Origin of the sequence: Vibrio neptunius (assembly GCF_000967495.1) — a bacterium.
Classification (GTDB): domain Bacteria; phylum Pseudomonadota; class Gammaproteobacteria; order Enterobacterales; family Vibrionaceae; genus Vibrio; species Vibrio neptunius.
Map to the genome: position 1 here is coordinate 21,342 of NZ_JXXU01000069.1, position 20,217 is coordinate 41,558.

At 45.0% G+C, this 20,217-nt stretch carries 19 protein-coding genes and 1 pseudogene; 10 read left to right on the forward strand and 10 right to left on the reverse strand.

Going from position 1 to position 20,217, the window contains the following annotated elements; all coding sequences use genetic code 11:
- Positions 1-104: 104 nt before the first annotated feature.
- Positions 105-1,010 (forward strand): DMT family transporter, encoded by a 906-nt coding sequence (locus TW84_RS20825; protein ID WP_045977542.1) that lies wholly within the window; start codon positions 105-107, stop codon positions 1,008-1,010.
- A 5-nt stretch (positions 1,011-1,015) separates the two neighbouring features.
- Here TW84_RS20825 and TW84_RS20830 read toward each other — a convergent pair whose 3' ends face one another.
- Entirely contained in the window at positions 1,016-1,840 is an 825-nt protein-coding gene (locus TW84_RS20830; RefSeq protein WP_045977543.1) for an HDOD domain-containing protein, read from the reverse strand.
- Positions 1,841-2,001: 161 nt separating this feature from the next.
- Between TW84_RS20830 and TW84_RS20835 the strand changes: the two are divergent.
- The 4 genes and pseudogenes from TW84_RS20835 to TW84_RS20850 form a co-directional block, all read left to right on the forward strand.
- A pseudogene (locus TW84_RS20835) lies at positions 2,002-2,208 on the forward strand (YHS domain-containing (seleno)protein); the annotation flags it as partial.
- Between the two features lie 224 nt (positions 2,209-2,432).
- The gene (locus TW84_RS20840) at positions 2,433-3,200 is read left to right on the forward strand and encodes a winged helix-turn-helix domain-containing protein (RefSeq protein WP_045977544.1); all 768 of its coding nucleotides are present in this window, start codon (positions 2,433-2,435) and stop codon (positions 3,198-3,200) included.
- Positions 3,197-3,658 (forward strand): hypothetical protein, encoded by a 462-nt coding sequence (locus TW84_RS20845; RefSeq protein WP_045977545.1) that lies wholly within the window; start codon positions 3,197-3,199, stop codon positions 3,656-3,658. The genes TW84_RS20840 and TW84_RS20845 overlap by 4 nt, the downstream gene beginning before the upstream one ends.
- Before the next feature lie 300 nt (positions 3,659-3,958).
- Positions 3,959-5,440 carry an aerolysin family beta-barrel pore-forming toxin gene (locus TW84_RS20850; protein ID WP_045977546.1) on the forward strand — a complete coding sequence of 494 codons (1,482 nt, stop codon included), beginning with the start codon at positions 3,959-3,961 and terminating at the stop codon, positions 5,438-5,440.
- Positions 5,441-5,503: 63 nt separating this feature from the next.
- Here TW84_RS20850 and TW84_RS20855 read toward each other — a convergent pair whose 3' ends face one another.
- The 3 genes from TW84_RS20855 to ftnA form a co-directional block, all read right to left on the reverse strand.
- Positions 5,504-6,697 carry a BaiN/RdsA family NAD(P)/FAD-dependent oxidoreductase gene (locus TW84_RS20855; RefSeq protein WP_045977547.1) on the reverse strand — a complete coding sequence of 398 codons (1,194 nt, stop codon included), beginning with the start codon at positions 6,695-6,697 and terminating at the stop codon, positions 5,504-5,506.
- Between the two features lie 107 nt (positions 6,698-6,804).
- Positions 6,805-7,128 carry a universal stress protein UspB gene (uspB, locus tag TW84_RS20860; protein ID WP_045977548.1) on the reverse strand — a complete coding sequence of 108 codons (324 nt, stop codon included), beginning with the start codon at positions 7,126-7,128 and terminating at the stop codon, positions 6,805-6,807.
- Positions 7,129-7,201: 73 nt separating this feature from the next.
- Entirely contained in the window at positions 7,202-7,729 is a 528-nt protein-coding gene (ftnA, locus tag TW84_RS20865; protein WP_045977549.1) for a non-heme ferritin, read from the reverse strand.
- A 155-nt stretch (positions 7,730-7,884) separates the two neighbouring features.
- Between ftnA and uspA the strand changes: the two genes are divergently transcribed.
- On the forward strand, positions 7,885-8,310 hold the full coding sequence (uspA, locus tag TW84_RS20870; RefSeq protein WP_045977550.1) for a universal stress protein UspA: 426 nt from the start codon (positions 7,885-7,887) through the stop codon (positions 8,308-8,310).
- Between the two features lie 56 nt (positions 8,311-8,366).
- Positions 8,367-9,251 (forward strand): carboxylate/amino acid/amine transporter, encoded by an 885-nt coding sequence (locus tag TW84_RS20875; protein WP_045977551.1) that lies wholly within the window; start codon positions 8,367-8,369, stop codon positions 9,249-9,251.
- Between the two features lie 34 nt (positions 9,252-9,285).
- Here TW84_RS20875 and TW84_RS20880 read toward each other — a convergent pair whose 3' ends face one another.
- The 3 genes from TW84_RS20880 to TW84_RS20890 form a co-directional block, all read right to left on the reverse strand.
- Positions 9,286-9,849: a hypothetical protein gene (locus tag TW84_RS20880; RefSeq protein WP_045977552.1), complete on the reverse strand. Its 564-nt coding sequence runs from the start codon at positions 9,847-9,849 to the stop codon at positions 9,286-9,288.
- Positions 9,850-9,950: 101 nt separating this feature from the next.
- Positions 9,951-10,730 carry a class I SAM-dependent methyltransferase gene (locus tag TW84_RS20885; RefSeq protein WP_045977553.1) on the reverse strand — a complete coding sequence of 260 codons (780 nt, stop codon included), beginning with the start codon at positions 10,728-10,730 and terminating at the stop codon, positions 9,951-9,953.
- Between the two features lie 52 nt (positions 10,731-10,782).
- The gene (locus tag TW84_RS20890; RefSeq protein ID WP_045977554.1) at positions 10,783-13,929 is read right to left on the reverse strand and encodes a bifunctional diguanylate cyclase/phosphodiesterase; all 3,147 of its coding nucleotides are present in this window, start codon (positions 13,927-13,929) and stop codon (positions 10,783-10,785) included.
- A gap of 93 nt (positions 13,930-14,022) precedes the next feature.
- On the opposite strand from TW84_RS20890, the gene asnC reads away from it, so the two are divergent.
- Positions 14,023-14,487: a transcriptional regulator AsnC gene (gene asnC, locus TW84_RS20895; protein WP_045977555.1), complete on the forward strand. Its 465-nt coding sequence runs from the start codon at positions 14,023-14,025 to the stop codon at positions 14,485-14,487.
- A 30-nt stretch (positions 14,488-14,517) separates the two neighbouring features.
- On the opposite strand, the gene tsrA is transcribed toward asnC, so the two are convergent.
- Together tsrA and TW84_RS20905 are read right to left on the reverse strand one after the other, a co-directional pair.
- Entirely contained in the window at positions 14,518-14,802 is a 285-nt protein-coding gene (gene tsrA / locus TW84_RS20900; RefSeq protein WP_045977556.1) for an H-NS-like global regulator TsrA, read from the reverse strand.
- Between the two features lie 85 nt (positions 14,803-14,887).
- Positions 14,888-16,081 carry a multidrug effflux MFS transporter gene (locus tag TW84_RS20905; protein ID WP_045977557.1) on the reverse strand — a complete coding sequence of 398 codons (1,194 nt, stop codon included), beginning with the start codon at positions 16,079-16,081 and terminating at the stop codon, positions 14,888-14,890.
- A 109-nt stretch (positions 16,082-16,190) separates the two neighbouring features.
- Here TW84_RS20905 and TW84_RS20910 point away from each other — a divergent pair, with 109 nt between their 5' ends.
- Together TW84_RS20910 and TW84_RS20915 are read left to right on the forward strand one after the other, a co-directional pair.
- Positions 16,191-17,132, forward strand: a complete 942-nt coding sequence (locus TW84_RS20910) for a LysR family transcriptional regulator (RefSeq protein WP_045977558.1) — start codon at positions 16,191-16,193, stop codon at positions 17,130-17,132.
- 89 nt (positions 17,133-17,221) lie between these two features.
- Positions 17,222-19,012: an aminopeptidase P family protein gene (locus TW84_RS20915; protein WP_045977559.1), complete on the forward strand. Its 1,791-nt coding sequence runs from the start codon at positions 17,222-17,224 to the stop codon at positions 19,010-19,012.
- 80 nt (positions 19,013-19,092) lie between these two features.
- On the opposite strand, the gene thiH is transcribed toward TW84_RS20915, so the two are convergent.
- The gene (thiH, locus tag TW84_RS20920; protein WP_045977560.1) at positions 19,093-20,205 is read right to left on the reverse strand and encodes a 2-iminoacetate synthase ThiH; all 1,113 of its coding nucleotides are present in this window, start codon (positions 20,203-20,205) and stop codon (positions 19,093-19,095) included.
- Positions 20,206-20,217: the final 12 nt, after the last annotated feature.

A 20,217-nucleotide genomic window follows, 5' to 3' on the forward strand; every position in this document is an offset into this window, starting at 1 on the left:
TGTCCAGTTTGTCGGCTAGATATCGAACAGCTAGACTAGGTACTCTTAATTCTACTACCATCAGTCACCAACAAGTCTAACGTTGGTTTTTATGAAGGAACATCATGAACGAGCGCCGTGCTTTAGGTTTTGGTCTGTCTGCCGTCTTGCTTTGGTCTACTGTCGCTACGGCTTTTAAGTTAACTCTCGCCGAACTCACTCCGATTCAAATGGTGACCGCGGCTAGCGTGGTTTCTGCTCTCGCTCTAACCGCCGTGTGTGCGCTGCAAGGTAAACTGTCTTTATTATCCAATACTTTCTTCGCTAACCCTTGGTATTACTTGCTACTTGGTTTGATCAATCCATTGGCGTACTACGTCATCTTGTTTAAAGCCTATGATTTACTTCCCGCCTCACAAGCACAAGCGATCAACTATAGTTGGGCTATCACTTTGACTCTGATGGCCGCCGCCTTCCTTGGCCAAACAATCCGCAAGCAGGACTGGATAGCCTGTACACTGAGTTACTTTGGCGTGATTGTCATTGCCACTAAAGGCGATGTGCTGGGCCTGAGTTTCGAGAGCCCGCTAGGGGTGGGACTGGCTTTGCTATCAACTCTGCTTTGGGCCAGCTACTGGATACTCAATACCAAAAACAAAGCCGACCCTATTGTCGGCGTATTACTCGGTTTTTTGGTTGCAATACCCTTCGCAATTGGCCTGAGCCTATACGAAGGCACCAGTTGGAACAGTATTTCTCTGCAAGGTTGGCTCGCGGTCAGCTATGTTGGTCTATTTGAGATGGGCGTAACCTTCGTCCTATGGCTCAGCGCACTCAAACTGACGCAAAACACTGCACGTATCAGCAATCTTATATTCGCTTCACCGTTTATTTCTCTGGCGTTGCTGGCAACTGTCATTGGTGAAGAAATTCATCCTACAACCTTGGTGGGCTTAATGTTGATCATTGCAGGGCTTGTGATCCAGCAGATCAAATTCGGCAAGAAAGATCTCACACGGTCTGTGAGTTAACATTTTTAAAACAACTGGTAGGCCATCTCACTTCCCTGACCTCGCACTTCATCAATTTTCTCTGTGAAGTCTGGGGAGATTTGTAACGCGATCGCCGCTTTGTGTTGGCTGAGATAACTCTGCTTTTCATCACTACTTAGCATTGAATCCCACTGATGATCAATGTCACGTGCTAAGAACATCAGACAAGCTAGTCTTTTTGACTCCATTGCTTTGCTCGGGTGATTCACATTCGCAATCGCGTCAATGAGTTCAGAAGGAAATTTCCAGCTTTCAGCCAACGCAGCACCGAGTTGCTGGGCATCAGTACCTAACACATCTCTTTGTACTTCCACGGGCTTTTCACCATCTTCCACGCGACGGCTGATCTTCATTGCTTGTTCAGGCTCCAAAGAGTGAATCATTAGCTCACCAATATTATGAAGAACGCCAGCAATAAATGCCTCATTAGGATCGACTTTGGCTTGTTTGGCAATGGTACTGGCAATGGTTGCGACTTCAAAAGTACTTGCCCAATAGTCTTTGATGTTTAGGGTTTCCAGCTTGGGGAAAGTGGAAGCTAGAATCGAAGAAGAAATCAGATTACGAATAGCCCCAACGCCAATACGCACGATCGCGTCATTGATATTTGATACCCCTTTTACGCCGCCGAACTGTGCTGAATTTGCCATCCGTAGCACGCGCGCTAACAATACCTGATCCATGGCCATTTTCTTTGCCAGTTCCCCAAAATCGATTTGCTCCCTGTTCACCATCTCCAGCAATTCCTGAAGCACACTTTCGATTCTAGGTAGTTCATTGATTCTTGAGATCAGCGCTTGATAGCTCATATACCACTCCTTAAGCATGTTCTGTTCTCATTTACTATAGGACATAAATTGAGTAAAAGATTAATAACAGAGGTGCAGTCGCACTATTGCTAGTGTGTATATCGCAACCAATTTCAATGGCTTTCGCTGCAACGGCAAAGATTGCGCCACCGATAGACACCCGATATGGTGGCTATTGTGCCTTTGGCGTTGCTATGGGTAAAAAGTTCGAGACCGAAACACAAGCGTGGAAGATAGAAAACGGCAAGTTGTATATCAATCTAGATAAGACGGTGCAAAATCCTTGGTTGGAAAACACTCAAAGGTTCATTCGGGATGCCAACGAGAATGGGCTAACAATCAAAACCGTTGTGGCTGATAAACTGTAACACGGCTGCGCATCAATCCGGGAAACCTCTTTTTCCGCGTTCCATCCTATATTCATTCTCAGCTCTAATAAGTCTCCTAAATCACATCAATACAAGATGTCAATTCAATGAGACAAAGTCGATAATTGATTAAAAAATATTCATGCGGTTGAACCAGCATAATAGTATATTGATACTCTCAATAACGTTTGAGATGACAACAATAACTATAAAACGCTGGCTGTATGATTATATTTCACTCCGTTCAGAACAAACTTTCTAACACACAACGCGTCATTAAGATCGGTTATCGTGAAGCACAGGTGCTTGACCTGCTACTCCAACACTCCCCAGAGGTCGTCAAGAAACACGACATTATCCAACATGCATGGGGCAGTGAGTACATTGGTGATACATCGCTCGCTAAAAGCATCAGCACACTGAGGCAAGCCTTAGTTAAGCTTGGTGCTAAAGAATCTCCGATTGTCACTGTGCCTAAAGTCGGCTATCGACTCGTCAGCCACTGTATTGACTATGCCCCCACAGAACCGATCCCAGACCTAACCACTGTCAAATCAACTCCCGAACTATCCAGTTCGGCTTCCATATCAAATCGTCGTCTCACATCTAATTTATCTTTTAGTGAGTGCAAATCACCCGTGTGTTACGTTGCAGCAATAGCGCTGCTATTTGCCTCCAGTATTTTGGCACTCAGTAAGGTGCATGGCTGGCGCTGGGAGGATATTCCTACTGATAAGTACCTGAATCAGCATAGCGTCGGCCAACTTCAAGTCTTTACCGAATCCCACACTCAACTCAGCCTACCACTGCGACAACTGCTATCACAGAACCAATGTGATTGCGTGGTTTACATAGAAGAAAACGGCCAATTTTCAGAACTGTCATGGTTAGATAGACAGCGTCAACAAGCGATTAATGTCTTCTACACACCTGACCAACTAAAACAGGTATCCGTTCAGATTGAACGCTTTTTACAGGAGGGAAAACAATGATCCCATACTTCACATTGATCATCGCCACGGTCATCTTTTCTATTGTCCTCAGCCTACCTTGGTCCAATCGTATTGAGGATCACCGTTACCAGCACAGCGAGATTCATATTCAATCAGACAACCATATTTTTCGTTCAGATGGGATAACACGAGTTAACAACAACGAGATCGTTCATCTTGCCTCACTTCAAGATGACAAGATGGAACAGCCGATAGTAATTCGTTTTGAAGGACAAGCAGAGTCGTTCAGCCAGTTTGGGTTTTCACTCTCTGGTATCATTAATCTACTCTCGGTCCATAAGTTAAGACCTGTTATGAATGATGCCACCATCTCGCCATATCTGCTGCTCAATGACGACCCTTACACTCTTGATATCGACATCCTTTATTCGGCTAACTGCTTCATAATAGTACGTGATAGAAAAACGGGTCGGACTCAAATGCTCGCTAAACGCTAAACTTACGTGCTCAGTCTTTGCTTGGGCTAGTCTCTCTGTCTTTCCCCTATTTAAACGCCCAACAATTTTCTAAATCTCATCGAAGCAAGATCACAATCAGCACACAACCCAGACTTAACTTGCACATAATAAACAAAACAAACAATACAAGTTATTGAATTTTAATGGTAATAAAATTCAACTCTTTTCAGTACTGTAAATAATATGACTATGGAAAGGTAAACCTGTTGCTTTTAACAAGCAGCCAACAATGACAACACAACATCATAAAACTAAGAAAAGTTACGAAAGGAAACGTCTATGTCTACGGTGAAAAAACATGTGTTATCAGCTGCGGTTCTTTCCGTCCTGTCTGCTGGGGTACAAGCTAAGATTTATCCTGACCAGTTAGTACTTGACCAACTGGGTGAAGATGTCTGCCGTTCTGGCTACCGCCCGATTGACCGCTTCGAAGCATCCGAACAAAAGGACTACATTGTTTCTCGAATGGGTCAGTGGCAAATCGCTGGTTTAAAAGACAATTGGGTGATCATGGGACCTGGCTATCATGGTCAAATTAAGCAGGATAATCCCAATGGCAGTACTTGGTGCTACCCTGACGATGCTTTGTCTGAAATTCCAAGCTACGCCTCAAAGTCCATTCCAGAAGGTGACGAATTGGACATTCAGTATGAGCTGGTGACCAACCACTCTAATTTTGTTCGCCCTTTGAGCTACCTCGCTCATTACCTTGGTTATGCTTGGGTTGGGGGCAATCATAGCCAATATGTCGGCGAAGATATGGATGTCAGACGTGAAGGCAACGGATGGGTGATTCAAGGCAACAATGGCGGCTCATGTAACGGCTATCGCTGCGATGAGAAAACCAAAATCACTGTCGATAACTTTGCCTATACCCTCAATGACAGCGATTTCTGGCATGGAACCGTAACCGAGTCTGATCGCCAGCTAGTGAAAACCGTGACGGCGATGGCTCGCAACCACAGTAACATCCCGCAACAGGTGGTCGTGGATCTTAAAGTCGATGAGTCAACCAATTGGTCAAAAACCAATAGCTATGGCTTTGCTCAGAAAGTATCGACAGAAAACACGTTTAAATGGCCTTTGGTCGGCGATACCAAGCTAACCATTACCCTAGAAGCCAACCAAAGTTTCGCTAATACCAATGGTGGTTCCAGCAGCGAACAGGTAACGCTTCAGGCAAGACCTACGGTTCCCGCGAACTCGGAAATTCCAATTCGTGTCGAGCTCTATCGCTCTAGCATCTCTTATCCATATCGCTTTGGCGCGGATATAAGCTACGACGTCGAATTTAATGGCTTCTTGCGCTGGGGTGGCAACGCTTGGCATTCTCACCCAGACAACCGCCCATACAAAGCTCACACCTTTACAATGGGACGCGGTAGCGAGAACTCGGCCGATATTCGTTATCAATGGGATCACCGTTATATCCCAGGTGAAGTCAAATGGTGGGATTGGAGCTGGGCCATCAATGAAAATGGCTTAGGTAATATGCAGTACGCGACTGGAGCAAGCCTACGTCCGTTTTACTCTCATGTTTCCGGCGATTTCTACGCGGAATCTCAATTTGCTGGCACGATCGAAATCGGTCAAGCCACACCGATTGGCAACGCAGCACAAAGCAGCCGCGTCAAACGCTCTGCGGAAGCTCTGGTTAGTGAACATATCGGTGATATAGAAGTCACAACCAACTTTGACGCACAAGAACTTGAGGCACTTGGCTTTGGTGATGCTCAACTGACCATCACTCCTGCTAAATAACTTGCCTGTAGCCCGAAACACAAACGGAAGAGTTCCCCGCTCTTCCGTTTTTTTAGTAGGGATTTATACCCACTGGCCAGCTACAAAACCTGAACTCCAACACCACTGGAAGTTATAACCTCCCAGCCAGCCTGTCACATCCATGACTTCACCGATGAAATACAGGCCTTTTATCTCCTTACACTCCATCGTTTTTGAAGACAGGTGATCGGTATCAACACCACCTAGCGTTACTTCCGCAGTGCGGTACCCCTCCGTGCCGTTGGGCGCGATGGTCCAGTTTTCTAATTGCTGAATAATCTGCTTCAACTGATTGATACCGAATTGCTTAAGTGGCAAATCGATCAGCACGTTACGCTCAATCAACACTTCAACCAGACGCTTTGGCAAGACTTTGGCCAAGGTGTTTTTCAGGCTTTGGTTTGGGTGCTTTTCCAGAGAACGATTCAGCAAGGTATCTAGATCTACTTCCGGCACTAGATTCACGGTTACCGCTTCGCCAGGCTTCCAGTAGGACGAAACCTGTAAGACAGACGGACCAGATAACCCTCGGTGAGTAAACAATAAAGCTTCTTTGAAAGTGGTATTGTTTTGCGTGGTGATTTCGACAGGAATTGCAATACCAGACAGCTCGGCAAAGTCCTCTTTATCCTCTTTGTGTAAGGTAAATGGTACCAAGCCCGCCGTTGTCGGCAGCACAGGCAGACCAAACTGCTCTGCCACTTTGTAGCCAAAGGGCGTGGCACCCAGTTTTGGCATCGACAATCCGCCAGTCGCCACGACCAAGGACTGACATTCAATCACATCGGTATTGGCGTGCAGCTCAAAGCCCGTGTCCGTTTTTTCAATATGGTGAATATCTTGACGATAACGTTGTTCGACGGTTGGTAAATCACACTCGGCCAACAGCATTTTGACTATGTCTTTAGAGTCGCAATCACCGACACAGAACAGCTGACCATGATCGCGTTCTTCAAACTGAATTTCATGTTTGTAGATCATCGAAATAAAGTCCCAGTTGGTGTACTGGGCAAGCGCCGATTTGACGAAATGCGGATTACTGCACAGGTAGTTTTTGGCCGATACATCGTAGTTAGTGAAATTACAACGCCCACCACCCGAGATAATAATCTTGCGGCCCGGTTTTTTAGCGTGATCCAGCACGAGGACTTTCCGCCCACGCTTGCCCGCTTCTGCAGCACACATTAATCCTGCCGCACCTGCACCGATGACGACGACATCAAACTTTTCCGCCATGACCTTTTCTCAACCAAAATCCAATAAAAAAGGATGTGCATTTAGCACATCCTTAGCCAGTTTCGACGCTATTCTATCGATAAATGGAACGCTTGCCAATTCACCAATTATAAGATGAACGCTGCAAACAAAGTGACGCCGAGTAGTGAAGTAGAAAGAATAAAGAGTTCTCTGACTCGCTCGCACTTGCCGGTAAACACTTCGTCATGATGATGGTGATATTCTCTACTCTTCAGGTAATGAAACAAGCGCACTTGTTTAGAGACATTGCCATGAGTGGTGAAGAAACCATTCCCATCAACTTGCTGATAGAGCAGCGGGTGGGCTTCACGCATGATATAAATAAGAGAACGCAGTGCAGTCAAATATCTGAGCATGTTTACCAGCGTTATCAACATAAGCGTGAATAAAATAGTATCAGCATTGATCATCTTTTCCTCCCTACTCTTCTACCCTCAGCCCAGAAGAAAAAGACGATCGATTTAGCGCGTCTTTCGCTGAAGTTTATTCAGCAGAGGCATCCATGATAGAAGATGAACCTTCTTTCGCTAGAGCGGCTAGGTCTTTGTCGATAAAGAACAGCGCTTTGCCGTCTTCACCAACCAACTCTAGCTTATCTAAAATCCCTTTGAACAACTTCTCTTCCTCGTGCTGCTCAGCGACGTACCACTGCAAGAAGTTGAAAGTAGAGTAATCTTGGGACGTAAAAGCTAGGTGAGCAAGCGTATTGATTTTCTGAGTTATCATCTGCTCATGCTCATAGGTTTCACGGAAAACATCGCCTAAGCTGCCGAATTCATGTTTTGGTGCATCGATCGCACCTAGAATTGGCATCGCGCCAGTCTCGCTCACATAAGTGAATAGTCGCTGCATGTGCTCCATTTCTTCTACGGCGTGTGTACGTAAAAACTCAGCAGCACCCTCGAAACCGTTGTCTTCACACCAAGCACTCATCTGTAAGTATAGATTGGATGAGAAAAATTCGAGATTAATTTGCTCATTCAATTGATCAACCATTGCCTGTGAAAGCATTTATCACTCCTAATTAACTCGATAAACTTTTATGAACTATATCATTAGCTCACCATAACACTTTGACGAATGAATGTGGATCTGAGATCACTGCGACAAAAATATTCTGACCTTAATGCTAACCTTTGATTAGATACTTAAATGGAGATAGCACTATGAGTTATCAGCATATTTTAGTTGCCATCGACCTGTCCGAAGACAGCAAAACCTTAGTCGATAAAGCGGTAGCCCTTGCCAAACCTCTCGGCGCCGATGTCTCTTTCATTCATATCGATGTCAACTACGCAGAACTATACACTGGCTTGATTGATATCAACTTGGCTGAAACCCAGCATCAAGCAATTGAAGCATCTCAACAACAGTTGAAAAACTTTGCCGAGCACGCCAACTATCCGATCAAACATACGCTGGTGGGTAGCGGTGATTTGAGTAATGAATTGTGCGATACGATCCGAGAGTTCAATATCGACATGGTGGTATGTGGTCATCATCAGGATTTCTGGAGCAAACTGCTCTCGTCAACCCGACAATTGATCAATTGCTCTCCGGTTGACATGTTGGTCGTGCCACTTAAAGACTGATCGCAGCATCGTTTTCGTATAGACTGCAGAGCAGTTATTGATAATGAGTATTAATTATGGGTTATCTATCTGCAGTCACCCTTTTGTGGGCGTTCTCGTTTAGCCTAATTGGCGTTTATCTCGCTGGTCAGGTCGATTCTTGGTTTTCTGTACTGATGCGCATTGCGCTGGCGAGTTTGGTATTTCTTCCATTCCTCAAGTTTAGGGGTGTCGATAAATCTTTGATCATTAAGCTGATGACCGTGGGTGGTTTCCAGCTTGGCTTAATGTATTGCTTCTACTACCAGTCTTTTCTTTTGCTCTCCGTGCCAGAAGTTCTACTTTTCACCATTTTCACACCGATCTACGTGACCCTAATTTACGATTTACTTAAACATCGCTTTTCTCCTTGGTATTTGGTCACCGCCGTCATTGCTGTCGCTGGCGCTGCGTTTATTAAGTTCGCAGGTATTAATGAAAACTTCATTCTTGGTTTCCTTGTCGTTCAAGGTGCTAATGTCTGCTTTGCCATTGGTCAGGTAGGCTACAAATATTTGATGGAGAAACAACCGGTTGAATTGCCGCAGCATACAATTTTTGGTTATTTCTACCTAGGCGCTCTGTGTGTTGCCTTGGTGGCTTTCGCGTTAATGGGCAACATCGAAAAGATGCCGACTACCAACACGCAATGGGGCATCCTGATTTACCTTGGACTGATTGCTTCAGGTTTTGGCTACTTTGCCTGGAACAAAGGAGCGACTATGGTTAACGCTGGTGCTCTCGCGGTCATGAACAACGCACTGGTTCCTGCAGGACTGATCGTCAACATAGTGATTTGGAACCGAGATGTTGATCTCGTCCGCCTATCAATTGGTGGTACGATCATCATGCTGTCGTTGTGGATTAACGAAACATGGGTCAAACGCAAAGTTGCCCAAAGTTATCACTCGGTAAGCGAATAAAAAAACGCTCTCCAACTGGAGAGCGTTTTTTTTATCAATGCATATTGGACGTCGATGCGGGTTCAAACTGCTCAGGCGACAAACTCAGAGCAGGTTTCTTACTGAGTTGAGCCTTGATTCGAGCCTCGTGCTTTTGCAATTTATGTTGCTTCTTAACTAGCTTTAAGAGCTTCTTCTGCTGTTTATACTGTTTCTTCAGCGCTTTCTTGGCCTTCTTAATCGCTTTCTTATCGGACAAATCCAGTGTCAGCTCGTCGGCAGTGGTTTTGGCTGCGGTAGATACCTTAGGCTGAGCCTTCTCTTTGACCCGTTCAAGGACTCGGCGAACTGCTTGGGACTTCTGTTCAGAAAGTTGACTTATTTGAGTATCTTGCGAAGGCAAGGCTTCCGCTAACAGACCACAGGCGCGTTGTTGCTCTATAGGTTTGTTCTGGCACTGCTGAGGAGGAATGGCTGCAGGTTTGCACAAAGAGGCTTTATCTGCTGAAGAACGAACACAAGAACGACAGACAAACTTAGGTGCAACCACCAAACGATGGATTTCATTCAATCCATCAGCTATTTGCTTACGATTCATCTTACAAAGTCGTTTAGCCATGCTACTACTCCAGCTAAGAATACGAATAATTCTTAGTATGATATACCTGCATGGTGACGAATAAGCAAGCACTAAATAACGCTGTCAAATACGATTGAGTGCTAAGTCATTGATGCATTCACATAAACGTCAAAACGATTTTTTTTCGTCTCAATTGCCATCGCGGGCTTTTGCCCATTCAGCCACTCTGCGTAGTCAGGTCTCTTAACCACCACCCTTTTACTCGCAAGGGCTAACGCAGGTTCTAACAGCTTATCAGCATCCAGATCGGCACCTACTAAAGACTGAAACACTCGCATTTCTTTTTTAACTAGCGCACTTTTCTTTTTACCTTCTGGATGTGGGTACATAGGGTCTAAATACACCACATCAGGTTTAGCAAACTCAGCGTCGTTAGCCAGAGATTCTAGGGCATTATGGCTAGAGGCATGAAGTAATGACATTCGCTCACTGACCCAGTCTCCAATTTCTGGGTCCTGTTTCGCACGTTCAAGGCCATCATCAAGCAATGCAGCCACAACAGGATGGCGTTCTACCATTTGCACTTTACACCCTAGTGAAGCGAGTACAAACGCATCACGCCCCAACCCTGCTGTGCCATCAAGTACTGTAGGAATCACACCTTTATTCAAACCAGCGGCTTTTGCAATCGCCTGCCCTTTTCCACCACCAAACTTGCGCCTATGAGCCACTGCTCCACCCGCTAAATCGACGCAGATAGCGCCCAACTTAGGCTCATCGACTTTACGCAGCTCTAAACGTTCCGCAGTCAGAACCAACGCAAAAGCGCTTTGTTCATCATGTGATAGCCCCCAGCGTTGAGCCAACTGATTCAGTTGCTCATTTCGGTTCGGGTCTTCACTAATGAGTTGTAACTGCACGATGGGCTCCATTGGGGGTCATGTTGTCGGGCCGCCAGTGTAATGGATTTTGCTATTCGACACTACGCTTGTTGTTCAATAGCTCTGCTACTAGCGCTTCTAGTGGCTTAGGCTTACCAATAACATAACCTTGTGCGTAATCCACACCCAATTCCACCAGCAGATCAATGATACGATTGTTCTCGACGAATTCAGCAACGGTTTTTTTACCCATCTGTTTAGCTAAATCATTGATTGAACGGACCATTAGGTGATCAACTTCATTGACATCAATGTCGCGTACAAACAAGCCATCAATTTTCACGATATCTACTGGCAGTTTTTTGAGATAACCAAACGAAGAGAGGCCAGAACCAAAGTCATCGAGTGCAATTTTGCAACCCAATTGCTTGAACTGAGAAAACAGATCGATAGCCTGGTTCATGTTGCTCATTGCCGCTGTTTCTGTGATTTCAAGACAGATTTTCTCGCACGGAACAGAACTGTACTGAAGCTTATCCAACAAGAAGGCAATAAACTCCTTATTTCCCATCGAATGGCCAGATAAGTTGATAGAACACATGCCAAGATGCGCTAACGCCACGGGATTGGCAGCTAGCCAGTCTAACGTTTGAGTGACCACCTGTTTATCTAACAATTGAGCAATATTGTAACGCTCTGACGCTGGCATAAAGATACCCGGCGAAATGTATTCCCCTTCGGCATTGCGAATACGGATCAGGATCTCAAAGTGCATTAGTGTATCGTCTTGGTTCAAAGCGATGATCTGCTGAGCAAACAATTCAATCCGATCATTCGCCAGCGCTTTATGTACTAAGCTGACACATTCCATTTCCTGTTCACGTCGACGTAAATCTGCATCATCCTGACAGTAGAGGTTATAGCGGTTGCGCCCTTCCTCTTTGGCAGCATGACAAGCCGTATCAGCCTGAGCATGAACCATTTGCGGAGAGTCCGCAGTATGATCGATCAAACGTATGCCTATCGAGCAAGTCATGTTGAGACGAATGTCGTCCCAGACAAAAGGCTGCTCACCAAGCGTCATCACAATGGTATTGGCAACATTTTTGGCATCACGCTCGGTACAGTCTTTGAGTAACACAGCGAACTCGTCTCCGCCCATACGCGCCAAAATGGCGTTATAAGGTAGCACTTCTTCCAACATACTGGCACAGAACTGAATGGCGGTATCGCCTGCCTCGTGGCCTGCTGTGTCATTGAGAACTTTGAGTTGGTCGAGATCCAAATACAACATCGCATGAGTACGTGTGTAGCTTTCTACCTCCAGCAGCGATTTCGCTAGCTCCATTTCGAAATGGTTGCGATTAAACGTACCAGTCAGCAAGTCATGGCGCGCCTGATATTCTAGCTGCTCTGCTAGCTTCTTGGTTTCTGTAATGTCCTCACCCACAATCAGTAAATGTCCTGATTCGATAAGTGGACGAATATTCTCTCGAATCCATACTGGTTTGTCATCGGCATGGCGGTACTCAATTTCACGCCGCCACACTCCACGCATTGCTTGCTTGGGCTGTAACAATACCTGACGAGGAATAATCGCATCGGTATGCAGATAAAATTCACTCAGTTGATGGCCAAGCACTTTATCGGATGAAAAACCCAATAGCTGCTCCGCAAACTGATTTACCTGTTGGATGCGATTGTGCTCATCAAGTGTAATCATCATCACAGGTTGCTGGTCGTAGTAATGGCTGAGGTTAACTTCTCGCTGGTAGAGTCGAGCCTCAGTTATCTTCCTAGAAGTTATCTCACGCGCTTCTAGAAGATATTCAGCGCCTTGACCTGTCTCTGGTAAAGGTTTTAAAGATACTTCAAGCACCATTGCTCCCTGCTCTGGATGCCAAATTTCCGCTTCAAATTGAGTATTTTGGTTTTTCTGGTGGCCGTTAAAATAACGCTTCAGTTTGTCAACCGCTTGGTCTTCCCAATGCTGATGCTGCCAAATAGGTCTGTCTATACTGAAGTCCTGATGATAAAGAAGATCCTGCAACTTACTGTTGCTTGAAATAGTTCGACCTTGTCCATCAAGTAAACCGATGAAGTGATAGCTCTGGTCAAACACCATCTCAATAAGCGTCTGGCTCTCTTTGGCCAGAGCCTCACTTTTTTTCAATCGGCTCAAGTAATAAATCAAGACCAGAATAACGAGAGAAAGAAAGACGACTAGACTGCCAATCACTTTAAGTTCTTTCTGATACCGAATAGCAAAAGACTGAGGTTTGTTGAACAAGGTTGTTGCTACCTCACCATCGATACCCAACCCCCATTTAACAACAGCTTGATAATCGAGTTTTATTTCAGGAGCACCCACTTCTACTTTGGGTAATACTCCACTATTCGCCTTGAGTACTTTGAGAAGTTGCTTAGCTGTTTGTTGCCCCTGTGTCCGGCCATTTAAAATAACGCCACCTACAGCCCCATTGCCAAGCCCGAGGTCATGCACCATATAGATAGGAGACTTGGATACCTGATTGAACCTCTTCCAATTTTTATCTGTCGCAATCCGACCTTGCTTATCTCGGTAATACACCCAAAACAACACACTACTGGTAGCATCTAGGTTGGAAGAAAAATCAATTAGTTGCTCATAGCTTTCAGGCACTAACTGCTCAACCATATGCTGATATTGATTATTGAGAGCGAGAAAGCGTTCAACTTGTAACCTCACTGCTTCTCCTGTCACCGAGTAGTCACTAACGACATAAATCTTCTCTACTTTCGGTTGAATACGCTCAATCAAGTTAACGTTGCTGTAAATATCAATATCTTCAATGACGCCCGTAGCTCTGAGCTGCGAGTGCATTTGTGGGCTGTAGTTGTTGATGCCTCCAAATATCACTGGAGTATTACCCACTTCAGGGGCGAGCCGTTGGATGAGATTGAGGGCATTATTGTCGCTGACAACGATAGCAGCAAAGGTTTCTTGAGAAAATTTGGTTTGATAGAGCTTATAAAGCTGCTCCAAGTATGCAGGGTTTTGTAGTCGTTTCGAATCTAGATACACCACTCGCGTGGTGATATCTTCCCCTGATAACACGTCTTCAAGGCCATGCTGAAAAGCGTCAGTCCAAAAGAAACCTTGATGATAAGAATGAACAATTAGTACATCTTTGTCTGTCGCATGTGCATGTGAAAGGACTGTCGAAAATACGGCTAGAAGAATCAGGCAAAAGCGCACTAAAATAGCTCTCAGATGAGGTTAACAATTACTTTAATATTATCACTCTTGTTGATATTTTGAACACATACATAGCGTTAAGTAGGAATAAAGATGCAAACTCAGCATACCAAGCTCGACGAGCTTGACCGAGCGATCTTAAAAACACTAATGGAAAATGCCAAAACCGCCTATGCGGAAATGGCAAAAAAGTTCGAAGTCAGCCCAGCGACTATTCATGTGCGTATCGAAAAAATGAAGGCGGCAAACATCATACAAGGCACAGAAGTCATCGTTGATACCAAAAAGCTGGGCTACGATGTATGTTGCTTTATCGGCATTAACCTCAATGCTGCACGTGACTACCATTCGGCGCTTGAAAAACTCAATGCTTTGGAAGAAGTGGTTGAGGCTTATTACACTACTGGGGCTTATAACATCTTCGTAAAATTGATGTGTCGTTCGATTGAAGAACTACAGTATGTTCTGATTGATAAACTGCAGGCTATTGACGAAGTGCAATCAACTGAAACCTTAATTTCTCTGCAGAATCCTATCAACCGTAACGTCAATCCATAAACAAAAGGCCCGCATGATGCGAGCCTTTTGCTATTTGGATTCGAAATATTTCTTCAGTTCTTCTGCCGAAATACCTTGCTCTGCAATATTTTTTGCAATTGAAGCAATCTCTTCCTCTTTTCGGTCATCAACCACTTGCTGAAACTGATATACAATATCACGCAACATATGAAGTGGAACTTGCTTCGCCGCACTGCGAATACGCTCGCCACTTTGATTGCCTAGCTCGTTTAACAGTTTCCCAAACATCACTTTTTCAGGAGCATCTTCCAGTTGTTCAAGTACACGAGCCATTTCATAAGTTGTCATCGACATCGAGGTTTAGTATCCAAAATAGTTATTAGAAGTGAAGCTCAAATATACAATGTTTTTTTAGTTGTTCAAAGCAATTAGGCCAAACTTACGCCGTTGCTGTATGCCATTTTTTACCCGCTTTACTCATCAGTACAAAAATACCTGGAACAATAATCAACATCTGCACAGCAATCATGACTTGAGGCTCCATTCCCAGTCGCTGTACTGTCCCAACCACTAATCCAGAACCACTCATCTGGAACAAGCCCAATAAAGCGGCTGCAGTTCCAGCCTTGTCGCCAAATGGCGCCAAGGCTTTACCTGCTGCAGCACCTAAAACCAAAGCAAATCCAATCGAAGACAAGAAGATTGGTAACATAAACGCTAAGGCTGTCTGTATCTCAGCTAGGGCCAGCATTGCGATACCACCGAAACCAAGCGTCATGATGCCCACGATCAATGTTCTATGTGTTCCATATTTTTCCATAAACTTAGGTGCCGTCATGCAAGTGACGATATTGATCACCGCATTGATACCAAACCACATGGTAAATTCATTCATGGTGAGCCCCTGTTTTTCCATAAGAACAACAGGTGCCGAGGTAACATAAGCTAGAATGACAGACATCGCCAACATACAGAGTGATGCGTGGAATAAGAATGAAGGTGTTTTAACGACCGCTAGATAGCGGCTGAGACGAAATACGGGCTCTTTGCTGGGTGCCGGATTGGTCTCTTTCATACCCATACACATCACAATAAATGCGAGTATGGCAAAGCCAGCCATGAACGAGAAGTTAGAGCGCCAACCAAACTGTTGAGTAAGCCAACTGCCAAGAATTGGAGCTAATGCCGGAATAAAACAAATAGCGCCATTCAAGTAACTGATCATCTTGCCACTTTTTTGTGGTCCAAAAATATCGCGAACTGTTGCAAAAGCTGCCACTGATGTCGCACACGCACCTAAGCCTTGCAGCAGCCTAGCAGCTAGCATCCATTCAATATTTTGAGCACCCCACGCCAATAAGGCACTCAATGCGTAGATACTAATACCACCCAATGCAACAGTTCGACGTCCTATCTTGTCAGCTAGTGGGCCAGCAAATAATTGACCAACACCCATAGCGAACAAAAACCATGTAATCGTATCTTGCGCAAGTGCGTGTTCCACGTGAAACGCCTGAGAAATCTGAGGTAAAGCAGGCAGATAGATATCAATTGCCAAGGGGCTGAATAGCACCAACAAGGTGAGCAACACCATTTGCATTTTACCGTGATTTTGTTGAGAAGCAGTTTGCACGAAGAAGACTCCCGCATAGAATTGATGAAATTGTTTGCAGTGTAAGCTAGTCTAGATATGACATCCAATGACGCTTTATCATTAAAGATATTCCCTTAAGGAATTTCATGTGCATATAGAAAAACTCGCCCGTCTCGACCTCAACCTTTTAGTCTGCCTCAAAGTACTTGCTGAAGAACTTAATGTAACTCGAGCCGCCCACCGTTTGTGCTTAAGCCAATCGGCGGTCAGTAAAAGCCTCGCCAAGTTACGCATACAGTTTGAAGATCCGCTTTTTGTTCGCCACGCTCATGGATTAAAGCCGACACCAAAAACACTGTTCCTCAAGCCCAAACTGGATAGCCTGATTAACCATTTAGAACAAATCACTCAACCAGAACAATTCGCACCAGACTCGAGTGATCACAAGTTCCAAATTGCCGCTGTAGAAAGTGTGTATCCGTTAATCCTACCCCATTTCTTACCTGAGATTTTTAAGCGTGCACCAGGCGTCACTATCAGCACACATTCTTGGGCAGACCAAACCTTTAAGCAGATTCAACGTGGTGAAATTGATCTTGGTATCACAGGAAAAGACATCGATATCAATGATGCTAAGCTGACCATGTTGCCGCCCAACGATATTTGTGAGCAAGAAATATATCGAGACAATCAGATGTGTCTGTTGCGCCACAACCACCCGATTCTCTCAGGTAGCTGGAATCTCGATACTTATCTTGAACAAAGGCACGTTCAAGTTCGCTGTGATGGTAATGATCGCTGGTTATTGGATTACAGACTCGCAGACATAGGTAAAGAGCGCGATATCGCCATCACGGTGCCAGACTTTAATAGCGCAGCCAGCCTCTGTTCCTATACCGATTTCATCTTCACTGCACCTAGTCATTTCGTGAAGCTATCGTCTAAGCAACTAGGCCTCACCGTATTGCCTCTACCACTGGAATTCCCTCCGATGGCCTACACCTTGTTCTGGCATCGAGACAGAGAAAATGATCCTGCGTTGTCTTGGTTACGTCGAATAATTACGGATAAAACCACTGCATTGAGATGATTTGCAGGCTGATGGTAAAAGGAGTAGCTTATTGCCACATCGTCCGCTTTTTTGAAAGGACGCGTGAATAAATGATAAAGGATTAATAGATGCTTACCACTACTGAACAACGTTTGGCGGCCATTCGTGAATGGCTGGTTCAGCACAATATTGATGCGTTGCTCATCCCTCATGAAGATGAGTACCTAGGCGAATATGTGCCCGTTCATAACGAACGCTTGCACTGGTTGACGGGCTTTACTGGTTCTGCGGGTGCTGCAGTAATTACACAAGACAAAGCAGCAATGTTTGTCGATGGCCGCTACACCGTTCAGGTGACCAAAGAAGTACCAGCCGATCTATTCGAGTACCGTCACTTGATCGAAGAGCCAGCTTTGGACTGGGTGAAAAGCCAGCTTTCTCAAGGCCAAACGGTCGCGATTGACCCAAGAATGCACAATTCCGCTTGGCTAACGATGGCACAATCAAAGCTTGCAGGTTCACTGGAACTAAAAGTACTTGCTAGTAACCCTATCGACGAACTTTGGCATGATCGCCCTGCTCCCGTCGTTTCAGACGTACGTCTGATGGCGACAGAAGCAGTGGGGCAATCATGTGAGTCTAAGCGAAAAGAGATTGCCCAGTTGGTCGCTCAGGCAGGCGCCGATAGCGCGGTAATAACCGCTTTGGATTCAGTCTGCTGGCTGCTCAACGTGCGCGGTTTAGATGTATCTCGTCTTCCTGTTTTGTTATCACATGTCATTCTCCATGAAGATTCAACTTTGGAATATTTCCTAGACCCTACTCGCTTACCTGAAGGTTTCGCTCAACACGTAGGTGAAGGCGTAAGTGTGCATCACCCAGAAGCCCTACAAACGCGCCTCGAAGCTTTGTCAGGAAAAAGTGTCTTAGTCGATCCAGCAACAAGCAACGCATGGTTTAAATTGGTACTTCAGAATAGTGGTGCTAACGTTGTAAGTGCTGCCGATCCTTGTCTTATGCCAAAAGCAGCGAAAAATGCTGTTGAAATTGCTGGTATGAAAGCGTGTCATATTCGTGATGGCGTGGCGATGAGTCAGTTTTTGTGTTGGTTAGATGATGAAGTAGCAAATGAAAGACTGCATGATGAAGCTACTTTGTCAGACAAGCTGGAATCATTCCGTAGACAAGATCCAACCTTGATGGATCTTAGCTTTGATACGATTTCCGCAGCAGGCGGAAACGCAGCCATGTGTCACTACAATCATGAGAATCAGCCTGAACCTGGTAAGCTAGAACTCAATACACTTTACTTGGTCGACTCTGGCGGTCAATACCTCGATGGCACCACAGACATCACCCGTACAATCGCTATTGGTCAACCAAGTGACGAAATGATTAAGCAATTCACACTTGCACTGAAAGGTCATATTGGTGTTGCTCGCGCACGCTTCCCGAAAGGCACACGTGGTTATCAGATTGACACTTTAGCACGCCAGCATTTGTGGGCTGAGGGATTTGATTATGACCATGGCACAGGCCATGGTGTGGGCCACTTCCTCAATGTCCATGAAGGCCCTGCCAGTATATCGAAGCGACAGATTGATGTTCCTTTAGTCGAAGGCATGGTGCTTTCAAACGAACCAGGTTATTACCGCGCTGATGCTTTTGGTATTCGTATCGAAAACCTTGAACTGGTCGTAGAAGCAAAAACTAACGGCGATTTCCCAGTCCTTTGTTTCGAGTCTCTCACTCGTTGTCCGATTGATACTAGAAACATCAATGTCGACATGTTGACTAAGCCAGAATTGAATTGGGTAAATGAGTATCACCAAAAAGTCTGGAACGATATCAGCCCATTAGTACAAGGTGATGTTAAAACTTGGTTGGAAAAAGCAACTCAACCAATAGCACATAGCTGATCGCTATTTCAGGAAATAAAAAGCTCTCCATTGGAGAGCTTCTATTGATGTTTCACGTGAAACATATCAGCTTTTACGATTCACCCAGAGTAAGCTGAGTGCCAGTCTTTCCAAACAGGGTCAAACCCTTTCGCTCTAATCATTGCCTCTACTGAACCAGCGCTTCTTTCATCACTTATCTCAAACTGCTCTAATTCTGCTTCTCCATTCGCATAGCCACCGGGTTGAGTCTTCGATGCGGCGGACATTGACGTAACACCAAGCGGCAAAACATTGTCTCTAAATTCCGGTGACTCGCGAGTAGACAATGACAGTTCAACTTCAGGATTCAGTAAGCGGAATGCACAAATAAGCTGTACTAGTTGTTTGTCTGTCATCACTGACTTAGGTTGAAGCGCACCCTCGCAAGGCCTTAAACGCGGAAAAGAGATCGAGTATCGAGTTTGCCAATAGGTGCGTTCAAGATAATCGAGATGCGCAGCTACATAAAAGCAGTCAGTTCGCCATTCTTCTAGCCCAATTAATGCACCGATTCCTATCTTATCAATACCTGCTTTTGCTAACCGATCCGGAGTTTCCAAGCGATATTCAAAATCCGTTTTGTTGCCACGCAAATGATGTTCCGCATACGTCGAAGGGTGATAAGTTTCCTGATACACCATGACAGCATCGAGACCTAGTGTTTTGAGTTCTGCGTACTGATCTTGTTCAAGCGGCTGCACTTCCATCGCTAAATAATTAAATTTCTCTTTTATGACGGGCAACATCTCACGGAAATAATTCATCCCGACTTTAGTTTCATGCTCACCAGTGACTAGGAGAACGCTATCAAACTTCATGCGTTTAATGGCTTCCACCTCGGCTTGGATTTCATCCTTATCCAATGTTCGCCGTTTAATACGATTCTCCATTGAAAAGCCACAATAGGTACAAGCATTTGCGCACAAATTCGATAAGTATAGGGGAATGTACAATGACAGCGTATTACCAAATCGCTTTCTAGTTAATGCGTAAGACAGCTGTGCCATTTGCTCCAAGTAGGGTTCAGCTGCTGGTGATAGTAGCGCCTTGAAATCTTCCAGATCTCGTTTGGGTTTCGCTAGCGCTCGCTCAACATCCTTAGCTGTCTTGGCATAAATTGACATCGAAATGTCATCCCAACTCAGATTTTTGAATTGTTCAACAAAAGTCATTCTCAATACCTA